Origin of the sequence: Okeania sp. SIO2F4 (assembly GCF_010672385.1) — a bacterium.
In the GTDB taxonomy this organism is placed as follows: Bacteria; Cyanobacteriota; Cyanobacteriia; order Cyanobacteriales; family Microcoleaceae; genus Trichodesmium.
Genome location: NZ_JAAHGT010000110.1, coordinates 4,598 through 16,232, shown reverse-complemented (window position 1 = coordinate 16,232; position 11,635 = coordinate 4,598). Strand labels below are relative to the sequence as shown.

11 protein-coding genes and 1 pseudogene are annotated in these 11,635 nt (G+C 33.6%); 4 read left to right on the top strand and 8 right to left on the bottom strand.

Annotation, left to right across the window (positions count from 1 at the left end; all coding sequences use genetic code 11):
• The first annotated feature begins 289 nt into the window (after positions 1–289).
• Complete coding sequence (locus F6K22_RS09770) at positions 290–913, top strand: hypothetical protein (RefSeq protein ID WP_293096466.1); 624 nt, start codon at positions 290–292, stop codon at positions 911–913.
• A gap of 733 nt (positions 914–1,646) precedes the next feature.
• On the opposite strand, the gene F6K22_RS09765 is transcribed toward F6K22_RS09770, so the two are convergent.
• Positions 1,647–2,696, bottom strand: coding sequence for a fatty acid desaturase family protein (locus tag F6K22_RS09765; protein ID WP_293096464.1), 1,050 nt, complete (start codon positions 2,694–2,696; stop codon positions 1,647–1,649).
• Positions 2,697–3,018: 322 nt separating this feature from the next.
• Here F6K22_RS09765 and F6K22_RS09760 point away from each other — a divergent pair, with 322 nt between their 5' ends.
• Positions 3,019–3,579 (top strand): NUDIX hydrolase, encoded by a 561-nt coding sequence (locus tag F6K22_RS09760; RefSeq protein ID WP_293096462.1) that lies wholly within the window; start codon positions 3,019–3,021, stop codon positions 3,577–3,579.
• A 150-nt stretch (positions 3,580–3,729) separates the two neighbouring features.
• Here the strand turns inward: F6K22_RS09760 and F6K22_RS09755 are convergent.
• The 3 genes and pseudogenes from F6K22_RS09755 to F6K22_RS09745 all read right to left on the bottom strand — a co-directional run.
• Positions 3,730–4,025: pseudogene (locus tag F6K22_RS09755) on the bottom strand (helix-turn-helix domain-containing protein); the annotation flags it as partial.
• A 354-nt stretch (positions 4,026–4,379) separates the two neighbouring features.
• On the bottom strand, positions 4,380–4,682 hold the full coding sequence (locus F6K22_RS09750) for a DUF6464 family protein (protein WP_293096459.1): 303 nt from the start codon (positions 4,680–4,682) through the stop codon (positions 4,380–4,382).
• Positions 4,683–4,730: 48 nt separating this feature from the next.
• Complete coding sequence (locus tag F6K22_RS09745; protein ID WP_293096457.1) at positions 4,731–4,952, bottom strand: hypothetical protein; 222 nt, start codon at positions 4,950–4,952, stop codon at positions 4,731–4,733.
• Between the two features lie 615 nt (positions 4,953–5,567).
• Here F6K22_RS09745 and F6K22_RS09740 point away from each other — a divergent pair.
• Complete coding sequence (locus F6K22_RS09740; protein WP_293096455.1) at positions 5,568–6,719, top strand: Ycf66 family protein; 1,152 nt, start codon at positions 5,568–5,570, stop codon at positions 6,717–6,719.
• Positions 6,720–6,812: 93 nt separating this feature from the next.
• On the opposite strand, the gene F6K22_RS09735 is transcribed toward F6K22_RS09740, so the two are convergent.
• The 3 genes from F6K22_RS09735 to F6K22_RS09725 form a co-directional block, all read right to left on the bottom strand.
• Complete coding sequence (locus F6K22_RS09735) at positions 6,813–7,196, bottom strand: RNA-guided endonuclease InsQ/TnpB family protein (RefSeq protein WP_293096453.1); 384 nt, start codon at positions 7,194–7,196, stop codon at positions 6,813–6,815.
• 13 nt (positions 7,197–7,209) lie between these two features.
• Positions 7,210–7,407 carry a transposase gene (locus F6K22_RS09730; protein ID WP_293096451.1) on the bottom strand — a complete coding sequence of 66 codons (198 nt, stop codon included), beginning with the start codon at positions 7,405–7,407 and terminating at the stop codon, positions 7,210–7,212.
• A gap of 488 nt (positions 7,408–7,895) precedes the next feature.
• A complete protein-coding gene (locus F6K22_RS09725; RefSeq protein WP_293096449.1) occupies positions 7,896–8,081 on the bottom strand; it encodes a helix-turn-helix domain-containing protein in 186 nt (61 codons plus the stop codon).
• A 294-nt stretch (positions 8,082–8,375) separates the two neighbouring features.
• Here F6K22_RS09725 and F6K22_RS09720 point away from each other — a divergent pair, with 294 nt between their 5' ends.
• Complete coding sequence (locus tag F6K22_RS09720; RefSeq protein WP_293096447.1) at positions 8,376–10,811, top strand: CHAT domain-containing protein; 2,436 nt, start codon at positions 8,376–8,378, stop codon at positions 10,809–10,811.
• 571 nt (positions 10,812–11,382) lie between these two features.
• Here the strand turns inward: F6K22_RS09720 and F6K22_RS09715 are convergent.
• The coding region (locus tag F6K22_RS09715; protein ID WP_293096444.1) for a hypothetical protein at positions 11,383–11,635 on the bottom strand (253 nt) is incomplete at its 5' end.

Below are 11,635 nucleotides of genomic sequence, written 5' to 3'. Positions count from 1 at the left end.
TAGTAGGAACTAAGTATATAGCAATTTTATTTGAGTTGTGTAAAAAAACTCAACACTTTTATTTAGGCAAAAGGCAACAGTTCAACAATTAATAATTAATAATTATCTCTTCTTATAAAGAAGAGGGTTGGCGCTCAAGGATTTTTTTTTCTCCATGAATATATAGGCTTTATACCTTTATTTTTGGATAAAAAGGTTTCCTGAACTTTTTAATCTCAGAAAATAACCAACACTTGTTTTACATATTATATGAAATACGTTAATGTTTGCTACTTGATAGGGTGATGGGATGATTCGTAAGCAGCATAATTTTTTGTATTTTATGTTATTGGAAAATGGGATACTTAGTTTCTACGACTTTTTTCAATTTTCAGCTTTTATTTATGTGTTATTTTGTCTTCAAATGATTAACAAGGTAAATTCTCTCATCTTGGCTATAGTTTTGATTTTATTATCAGTTGCAATACCTAAATTTAATCTGCCTGTAGCTAATGCAGGAAATATTCTCTCAGGATTTGGCTTTTCTGCACAAAATGATTTGCAAATTACCGTAGGGGAAAGTCAAAAATCAGCCGATAAATTAGCTTTAGATTTACAGAAAAGTCTCAACAGTAAAAGGAATGAAATTGGTAAATTAGCTATATTAATTATTCATCCCCACGGAGAGTATGACAGAACAGAACCAATTTTGTTAGCAGAGAGAGAAGGTGGGGGGTCAGTATTAGAAATGAAGATACATTGGCATAGAAAACTGCCCTTTATAACACGCAATCATTTAACTATTATTGACTGGGAAATTTTACAAAATCAACACTTGGGAGCTGCTGTTGTTTTAGATGATGCTATACTTTCTCCGATTCATCCTCAAGAGTTAAGTAATTTATTTAAAGAGTTACTGCCAAATAATCTCTAAAAGTCCGATTTCATTAATGGATAATGGATAATTACCTTTGGTTAAAACCGTTCGGGAATTGAATATAAGGAAATATTATTTCTTCTCTTGGTCGATTGGAGGCAAGCGAGGAAACCTCGCCATCCCTCGACCGCTTTTTTCCCCTGAAAAGGGGAGGCTTTTAACCAAGATATTTAATTCAGAATTACTAATTATTAATTATTCGGTAATTTTTTAGTGTTTCTAGCAGTTTTTATTTAGGTATAACAATTGTAATTATTCAGCAGTTAGCTATCAACAATCAGCCAAACGTGTTAATTATTCGTATGTTTACTATTCTGTACGGACGTTTCATTCAACGTTCCTCTGACCCTACTCCCCGGTTCAAGACTAACTATAAAAAGTAGCCCTTCGACTTCAAAGTCTTTCCCTGTTACCTAGGCTAATTATTTTTACTATTCCTAATACAAATGTACATTAATTGTAAGCATTCAGCCGTCAGCTAACAGCTAGCCTCCTGGGTCGGAACTACGCTCTTCAGCTATGAGTTATTAACTGATTATCACACTCTCTGGAGGAATTAGTCGCCTTACGAAAATTCAAAGTTATGAATAAAAAGGTCACATGACCGCTAACCAAAGTCAAGTCCTGTATGTTTAAAAGCTGAATGCTGAATGCTGAATGCTGAATGCTAATAGCTAAATGCTTACCATTAATTTATAGCCAATAATCAGAATCAAAACAGGACAACATATTAATTAGAAACAATATTATTTCTTGTCAAAATGATTTGATTATATTCTCTAATCTCAGAAGACTTACCCTGATAAATCAAAGTAGGATGACTACTCAAAAAACAAGTTTTATGACAATAACCATCATCAACTTTCATCAAAGGTAAATTATGACTCTTCAAAACTCCTTGAATACGCTGAAAAGCCTCTGGCAAATTATTAAAAGGAATCCCAGGAAAAGCATGATGAACTCCATGATAATTCAACCCTCCCATTAACCATCCAATAACAGAATTTGCTTTAAGATTACGAGAGGCATAAAGTTGAGTAAGTTGATAAGTTTTCGCTTTACCCCAAAGTCCATAATGTTCTAGATGGTCACGAGTTTGCATCACAATGCCAATTACTCTTTCTAATATTAACCAAAACAGTAAATAGCGTAATAATTCCCCATTTGTAATCGCAAAACTGAGCAAAACTCCATGTACTAATATCATTCCTCCTACATCTAGAAATATTTGTTGGGGGAGACAAGAAACTAACTTTCGGTAGCGCCAACCATGAATAAAAGTCTTCAGAATTAACCCTACTCCTCCTGCCAGAAAAATATCAATACTCCATTGATGACGCACATACCATTGCACAAGAGGATAAGAATTTTGATATTCTTGCCATGTCCACTGCACCCTTTCTGGGTCTCGTAAGTCACTACCATTCCAACCATGATGTAGTTTGTGCAGTGCAGCATAAACACTGTAAGGCCAAAACATCGGCCAACTTATTAGTCGAGGGATAATACTGTCGAACCATCTCCACCCAGTTAAGGTGTGATGAGTCATATCATGGGTACAAATTAGCCAGAAAGCATAGAAGAGTCCCGCGAAAATGCTAATACCCGAAAATAAATAGTTATTGGATGTTGACCAGGCTATTGTGACTAAACTGAGAAAGACAAAACCTAATACAACAAAGCGAAGTATTCCAGCAAAGGAGTTAATTTGATGCAAGTCTGAGGTTACTTTTTGTAAATCTTGAGTTAGTCTGGTTGAGTTGATTAAATCCTTACTCATGTCTATTGATTAAGTATTCAAGCAAAATTAATTGTATGTTTGGTGCTGAAGTTAAGTAGATAGGCTAAATTATTTTGGCTCTACTTATAAAGTTTGTATATTTTTTCCCCTACTGTACTATTCCCTTAAAGTAGATAAGCTAAATTATTTTGGCTCTACTTATAAATTATACTTGTATCTTTTTTCCTCTACTACCGACTTCCTGCTCTTTTAAAGTAGATAAGCTAAATTATTTTGGCTCTATTTATCTTATAAAGTATAGTTGTATATTTTTTCTATTACTGCCTACTCCCTTAAATAAATTAATTTTGCACAGGTACTTATGACTGATTTAAAAAAATGGAAGCTTTTACAATCTAGGTTGGTAATTAATAATCAATGGTGTCAGGTAAGACAGGATGAAGTTGAGTTACCAAATGGCAAAATTATAGATGATTTTTTTATTAATGTTAGACCAGATATTGCTCTTGTTTTTCCTGTAACTGCTCAACAAGAAATTGTATTTGTCCGTCAATATAGACATGGAGTTGGTGAAGTTTTATTAGAACTACCTGCAGGAGCTTTTAATCCTCAAGAGGAAATTGCTGAAGTAGCTGCTAGTAGAGAACTTACTGAAGAAACTGGATATGTGGCTGAGAAATTAATTAGATTGGCAACTTTATATGATAATCCTGTTAAAGATACTAATTCTATTCATTTATTTATTGCTGAAAATATGATTAAGTCTCAACAACAAGAGCTGGATATTACAGAAGAAATTGAGGTAGTTTTAATACCTGTTTATGAGGTTATTCAGAGAGTTTTGATGGGAGAAATAAATGTTTGTGGAACTATCACAGCTATATTTTTAGGATTAGAATATTTGCACAAGTATAAAATTTGAATCTTAACTCTTGAGCAGTTATACTAATTTCATAATATGTTGCTGTAGCTAGGGAAAAGGGAACAGGTAAATATCTAAAAAAGGGATAAAAAATTTTGAGTTTTGACAATTTATATGATTTATAAAGTGTTAGTAATAATTAATTCTAGAGAGACGAAATTGATGAGATTTAATTAATATATTTTCTATTTTATAGACAATACGACAGACTTTAGATTCGGACATTTTACACTCTTGACCAATATTGTAATAAGTCCTATATTCTCTCAAATACTGAACCGTCATGAGAATTTTATCTTCAACTATTAACTTGGGTTTACGTCCTGGTTTCTTTTTTCTTTATTAGGCAAGCTTTAACCTTGAAAACCATCACTCTGAAAGTTTTTTTCCCTGTTAAACCCTTAAAATTATCAAACTTTTAACTTTTTGGCTTGCCAATATTTCATTATTAAATCAATTTAATTGGATGAATAATTGTCTTTAATTATTAAACAATAATTCTTGTTTTAAAGTTTAATTATTTTTTGACGATTAGCGATCGCTGTTTTATGATACTTGCTGCCGAGCAAAGACCAAAAAGGAATAGCTTGATATTATATTATGAAAAAATTGGCAAGATGTCTAATCACTGTGGGTTTATTTATAGTAGGAAAAAAGTATCTATACAAAAAATAATTACATCCGAATTAATTGTCTGAGTTGAAACATAACTTTCCAGATAATTATGGTGATTCATTATTCCTAAAACATTGAGACTCAGAATAAATCACAATAATCAAAGAACTACCAAATTACTTGAATTACTCAATATCCATTGACTGATAATCACGACAACCTTTACATGGACCTAGGGGATTAACAGCACAACGAACTTGAGAAGACCTAGCATTAAACTTACAAGTTAAGTCTCCTATTATATATCCTACTCCTTCAATATATTGTTGTTCTGGTTGGTTAGATATAGCTGTTCTTTGTCTATAGTTTACAATTAATCTAACTGAGTTAAGTCTTTCTGTAGTCCTTGGTGCAAACTTGTGGATAATCCATAAAGAAACTAGGCAAGGAATTATGCCGATCAAAAAAATTAGTAATATTTCAAACACATTTATTCTGATTTATTATAAGTTCATAACTACTCTATCAATATTAAATTATTTGTTCATAAAAGTTTTGATATTTGTCAGAGTTGAAGATGGAAAAGTTTCTTGAATATATGATAAGTTTGGGTATGATAAATTTGGCATTTTACTGTTTGCTGTAGTTACAGAAGGAGATAAAGAGGAAACAGGTGACTTAATATCTGATAAATCTATCCCCGCAAAGATATGTAAAGAGAAGGTAACAGCAGTCGCTAACAAAATTTTTTCCCACATTTCAAACCCTCCTTTCATTTTGATGAAAATATAGAACAATTTATTTTTAAACTTGTCTAATACTTCTATCTTACGAGACAACTTTAGTAATCGTCTGTGACTTGAAATTAGGTAAAAAAGTGATTAAACTCACGATTTAATTAACAAATCCTTAACTCTGAACTATAATAGTTAAAATTTTCCCTAGTAGAGAAAATTTGATTAGTCCAATAATCATTTCTAAGACTGGACATTATCTCACTACATATTTTCTAGGAAGGCAGGTGCTATAGCGCTACGCGCATAGGGGAGCCGTCGGATTGGCGACGTACAGAAGTTAGAAGTCAGAAGTCAAAAGTATCTCTGACTAAGTTTTTCCTGGGGAAATGCTCTGCAAACAGTGTTGAGTAATGTCCTAACCTAAATGCCTAGTGCTATACTCAGCTATATTCAACAGAGACCTAAATTGTGTTTTTGGCTCTCACCCACATGAAACGCTACGCCGCATGAAAAGGGTCGTGGTACACAGCAACGGTTTAGGAATTTCTCATTGTTCCTCAAGTCCAAGGTCGGGAGAATGTCAATGAACGATAAAATGACCCCATATAGGAAAATATAGTGGGAGTACCTAAACTTATGCTTACAAACATATTGGCCTTAGCTGTTGGTCTTGGTAGTTTAGCTTTATATATGGTGGCCTTTTTCTTTCCAGAAGTGCATCGGAAAAACGATTTTATCTGGAGTGGTGTAGGTCTTTTTTATGCTCTAGTATTATGGTTCTGTGCGGGTAGAATTACAGGTGCAGTGCTATTGGGTCAAGTGGCAAGTGTTGCTTTAATAGGTTGGTTTGGCTGGGAAAGTCTGACGTTGCGTCGCCAAGTGACCCCAGTTGCAGAGCGAACCAAAATATCAACTCAGAAAAGCACTCAAGATAATACTCAGGAAAAATCAACAACTCTTCCTCAGACAACATCTACACCAGAAGTAGAAACTATGCCTAAATCAGATTTAGCTGAGTCAACAGAAACTTCTATTCAAGAGTTAGAAAATATTACTACTGAAGATTTGATTAATGAAGTTAAACCAGGGGAAACTGAATCTGAATTATTATCAGATGAAACTACTTCATACTCCAGCAAAGTGACAGAAGATTCTGAAGTAGATACAACTGAAAGTATGACAGAAGAAAATGTTTTAACCGAGGCTCAAACTGTATCAGAAACATCTCAGGAATTACAGACAAGTTCCTCCAAAAAAGTAGGTGGTTTTTCTCAGTTATTGACGCCTGTGAGTGGAATATTGAGTAATCTTAAAAATGCCATTAAAGGTAGAGATAGTAAAAATACTTCTTCTGACTCAACATCTACAAAAATTCAAGCTGATACTGAGCAAGTAACCTCTAGTGAAGAAGTTACTTCAGAAGTTAATGAGACTATCAGTCAGACCGAAGATACTCAACTTCAACAAGAATCTTTAATGGAAAAAGAAGAGTCTGCAATATCTGATATTCAGGCAGAGGAAACTACTTTGACAGAAGTTGAAAAAGAAGCAACTTCATCCTCAGAAGCAGAATCTATATCTACTGAAAAATCTATTTCAGGAACTCCAGTAAATGCAGAAGTTTCTGAAGTTCAAGATAACCTAGTATCACCAGAAAAAATAACTACTGGAGATAGTGATAATGGGGAAGAAAAAGTTACTTCTGTTTCTGCTGAGGAAAAAAATGAAGCTGATAATTCAGCATCAGATTTATCAAAGGAAAATAAAAATAAGTCGGTAGACCAGTAACATAACAGTTTAAAACGCTAAGAATTGACATCCTCCCCGGCCTAAAGGCACGGGGATTCCTACCGAGCCGTAGCTCCGATGCGGGTTGACGTCTCATTGGCTGCTGCTGCCAGATGCGGTAGTCTTACGCTTGCCTCCACGTCCGTTTAGTGTCTCGGACTGCCCGCCCGCGACTAATATATTTATTGCTGCATTTTCATCACGGTCGTGTTTGGCACCACAGTTGAGACACTCCCATTCTCTTACTGAAAGGTCTAATTTTCCACCTTTGAATCCACAGTTAGAGCAAATTTGAGATGTTGCTTCCCATTTGCTAATTACTCCAAAATCACGACCGTATTTTTCTGCCTTTCCTTCTAACAGCGTCCTAAATTGTCTCCAACCTAAATCTGATATTGCTCTGGATAATTTGCGATCTCTTGGTGCGCATTCCCTTGCGACTTTCGTCGTCGCGGGGTCGCACCGCTTTTTCACCATACCAGATACATTGTCATACTTCTAAAACAATTGTTTGGTTTTCACGAATTATTTCAGTAGATAATTTATGTAGAAAATTGTCCCTTGTATCTTTCAATTTAGCATGGAACTTAGCTATTCTTAGCCTAGCTTTTTCATAACGATTCGACCTCCTAGTTTTGTCAGATAATGACTTGCTTAACTTTCTGTATTTCTTAATCCGTTTTTTCAAGGGTTTAGGAGCATCAATTTTTTGACCATGTACGGACGCCCTTATGCAACGTCCCTACCGTAGCAAAAGTTTTAATTCCTAAATCTATACCTACTGAATTGTCAGTTTTAGGCAATACTTCTGGTAAAATTTCTACTACAAAACTCAGAAAATACCTAGTAGGGGCATCTATGCGAATCGCCCCTACAATCTTTGATTACTGTTACTGATGATGGAGCAGTAGGTAGTTCCCTTGACCAAACAATTTTCAGCTTTCCAATCTTGGCGTTGCTAGGAACCTTATGCTGACCAATTTTAAAACCTCCCCTTGTAAATCTAGCAGTTTGTTTTGACTTCTTACTTTTGAATTTAGGAGGTTTAACAGGTTTACCCTTTCTCTTACCTTTAGTTGATTTAAAAAGTTTTGATAAGCTTGGTTTAAATCATTTAAAGATTGCTGCAATGGTATAGCAGAAACGTCTGATAACCATTCTCTGTCTTCAGTATTTTTAGCCTGAGTAATGAACTGTTTTTTGTAGTTCAGATAAGCCAGGTTTTTTGTCTCCTAACTTGTATTTTTCTTGACAAAAAGCTAGACTGTCATTCCAAACAACACGAGTACAACCAAACAGCTTTGCTAATCGGTACTTTTGTCCTGGTGTTGGATATATAAGGTACTTAAATCTAGATTTCATAGTCTGAGTTTAAAACTAACATTTAGGATAACATATTTATTGAAACACTCATCAACTAAAAAGTTGCCCTAGAAGGGCGAGACTTTAAACCAAATTTTTCGGTAAAAAATTCATCATAACAAATCAAACAATTTGTAAGAAGGAAAAAATAAACAGGCAAGAGAGAAGGAAAACTATGTGTTTCACCTGCATGAAAAATTCAAGATAAAATTTTATGACTATTCATCCGAATTTAATATAATTTATATCTATATATAATAGAAATCAAGACACACAAAAAATGTAGTTAGTAAAATGATAAGTTGGAAAAATTTTAAATTAATTATACCTACTGTATGTTTATTAATTATTACTCCATTTATAGTAGTTGAGAAAAAACTGAATACAAATTCACAAGCACTAGCACAACTTATAAAAAATGATAGTCATTCCATTTCACAAAACAATCTAGAAATGGAGGTACAGGAACTTGAGCAACAGGCAACAGAAGAATTTAATAATGGTAAATTTAAGGTTGCTCTAGAAAAATTCAAACGAGTATTAGAAATTTATACTCAAGAGGGGAGTCGCTCTGGCATTATTCGTACTTTAAATAAAATTGCTGTTGTTTATGATGCTCAAAGTAAATATCTGAAAGCTTTAGAATTTTATCAGGAAGCTTTGAAAAATGCTCAACAAGAAAAAAATAATGAAAATATCAGTTCTATATTAAGTAATATGGGTTTGGTATATTCACAGTTAGGTCAATATGAGCAAGCTGTAAATTTTTATCAGCAAGCTTTAAATAAAAATCATCCAGAAAAAGCGAAAATTTTAAATAATATTGGAGCAATTTATCGCCACTTAAAAGAATTTCCTAAAGCTTTAGAATATTATCAACAAGCTTTAGAAGTTAATCGGAAAAATCAAGACAATACTGGTATAGCAAAAATCCTAGATAATATAGGTGTAATTTATCGAGAACAACAGAAATATTCTCAGGCATTAAAATATCATCAGGAAGCATTAACTATTCAAGAAGAAATAGGCGATCGCCAGGATCGTGCATCTACTCTTCATCATATTGGCATAGTTCATCGAGAGTCAAATCAACATAAACATTCAGATTCACTAAAATTTTTGACTAATACTTTGATTATTGAACGACAGCTTGGAGACCAAGATGGACAGAGAATTACTCTTGCTGATATAGGTAAATTTTTAGAAAGAAAAAATCAAGATGAATTGGCAATAATTTTCTATAAACAATCAGTTAATATTACTGAAAATATCCGCAAAGATTTGAAAAAATCACCAGTAGAAGAGCAAAATCTATATATAGAAAGCATTTCTGAAATATATCGCACTTTAGCTGACTTATTGCTGCAAAAAAAACGAGCTTTAGAAGCACACCAAATTTTAGATTTACTCCATATACAAGAGACATTTGAATATATTGGGAGTTTAGAAGCTGATGATTATGAATATAGTGAAGTTCCATTGCTAGAGTCAGAAAAGATGTTTTGGGATAAATACACTCAGCTAATAGATGAAGCGGCTAAAAGCAATGGTAACAATCAAAATAACTTACAGGAAAAATTAGCAAAAATCCAAGATTTTTTTGATAGTGAAGAAGTCAAATCTATAGTTTCAGAATTAGAGAAAAATTCTAGGAGTCAAAAGCTAAGTTCAGATATAGCACTTTGGCTACAATCTGAACTACAGGAAAATAACCTTCAAAATACTGTCGTCTTATATCCGTTACTTTTAGAAGACCGACTAGAATTAATATTAGTTAGTGCTAATTCTCCTCCATTTCATCGCACTGTTTCAGTAAGTCAGAAAGAATTTAATAAAACTCTCCTTCGATTAAGAGCGCAATTAACAAATAGAAATCAATCTGACCAAAGAGTTATACAAGAAGGATTAAAATTATATAATTGGTTGATTAAACCTATAGAACCTCATCTAAAACTTACTCAAACTAAAAATATTCTTTATGCACCTGATAGTCAACTACGTTATATTCCTTTAGCAGCACTACATGATGGAAAAAAATGGTTCGCAGAAAGGTTTCAAATTAATAATATTACTGCTGCAAGTTTAATGGATTTAGAACCTAGAGAAAAATTTAAACCTTTAATTTTGGCAGGTGCTTTAACAGAAGGAAGTTATAATTTTCAGGTCGGTCAACGCAAATTTGAATTTGAATCATTGCCCTTTGCAGGAGTAGAAGTAGAGGAGATAGAAAAGACATTTACTGAAACAAATAAATTGTTAGGTAATGCTTTTACTAAAGAAGCTATAGAAGCAAAAATGGATAGCTATAATATTGTACATTTTGCTACTCATTCTGCTTTTGTCAGTGGTCATCCAGAAGAATCTTTTATATTATTTGGAGATGGCAACCGCGCTACTTTACGAGATGTGGAAAATTGGAATTTAAAGAATGTAGAATTAGTCATTTTTAGTGCTTGTCAAACTGCTTTGGGAAAAGAGCTAGGAAATGGAGAAGAAATACTCGGTTTTGGTTATAAGATACAAGAAGCTGGCGCAACAGCAAGTATAGCAACTTTATGGCGAGTTGATGACCAAGGTACTCAAGAATTTATGAGTGATTTTTATGTAGCTTTGAAGAATGGAGCAAGCAAGTCAGCTGCAGTACAAAAAGCACAAATTTCTATGATTAATGGCGAGTATAGTCACCCCTATTATTGGGCACCGTTTCTTTTAATTGGAAATGGATTTTAAAAGGATAATCACTGGAAAAATATAGTATTAAGAGTATTGTCAAAAAGATAGTGAGGGAATTTATTCAAAGAAATAAATTATTAGATAATACTCTTGAAATGCAGAAGCAGAAACCGAGTCCTATTAAAAAGGGAATAGGGAATAGGGAAGAAGGGTAAACAGCATGAAATAGTAGCTTTATGAAAGAATTAGTGGGTACTCAAGACCAGACTTTTTTATTAGAAAAACCTCAATCTAGATTTACATCTCATTTGAAAACACTATGGCAATTTCTATACTGTTTAGGTACAAAATTTTACTATAAAGCTCCCGGAGCTGGATGCTGAAATTTTTCTGTTCTATTGCGTATAGAGCAATAGTTATTTCATTTGCGGAGGCTCCCAGAGCTGATGCTGAAATTTTTCTGTTCTATTGCGTATAGAGCAATAGTTATTTCATTTGCTGAAGCTCCCGGAGCTGGATGCTGAAATTTTTCTGTTCTATTGCGTATAGAGCAATAGTTATTTCATTTGCTGAAGCTCCCAGAGCTGGATGCTGAAATTTTTCTGTTCTATTGCGTATAGAGCAATAGTTATTTCATTTGCTGAAGCTCCCGGAGCTGGATGCTGAAATTTTTCTGTTCTATTGCGTATAGAGCAATAGTCATTTCATTTGCTGAAACTCCCGGAGCTGGATGCTGAAATTTTTCTGTTCTATAAAGCTCCCGGAGCTGGATGCTGAAATTTTTCTGTTCTATTGCGTATAGAGCAATAGTTATTTCATTTGCTGAAGCTCCCGGAGCTGGATGCTGAAATTTTTCTGTTCTATTGCGTATAGAGCAATAG

What these genes read in the sequence shown, in the direction of transcription:
- F6K22_RS09765 (WP_293096464.1), bottom strand. Translation starts at nt 2,696, where the DNA reads ATGAGTAAGGATTTAATCAACTCAACCAGACTAACTCAAGATTTACAA.
- F6K22_RS09760 (WP_293096462.1), top strand. Translation starts at nt 3,019, where the DNA reads ATGACTGATTTAAAAAAATGGAAGCTTTTACAATCTAGGTTGGTAATT.
- F6K22_RS09735 (WP_293096453.1), bottom strand. Translation starts at nt 7,196, where the DNA reads ATGGTGAAAAAGCGGTGCGACCCCGCGACGACGAAAGTCGCAAGGGAA.
- F6K22_RS09725 (WP_293096449.1), bottom strand. Translation starts at nt 8,081, where the DNA reads ATGAAATCTAGATTTAAGTACCTTATATATCCAACACCAGGACAAAAG.
- F6K22_RS09745 (WP_293096457.1), bottom strand. Translation starts at nt 4,952, where the DNA reads ATGTGGGAAAAAATTTTGTTAGCGACTGCTGTTACCTTCTCTTTACAT.
- F6K22_RS09740 (WP_293096455.1), top strand. Translation starts at nt 5,568, where the DNA reads ATGCTTACAAACATATTGGCCTTAGCTGTTGGTCTTGGTAGTTTAGCT.
- F6K22_RS09720 (WP_293096447.1), top strand. Translation starts at nt 8,376, where the DNA reads ATGATAAGTTGGAAAAATTTTAAATTAATTATACCTACTGTATGTTTA.
- F6K22_RS09770 (WP_293096466.1), top strand. Translation starts at nt 290, where the DNA reads ATGATTCGTAAGCAGCATAATTTTTTGTATTTTATGTTATTGGAAAAT.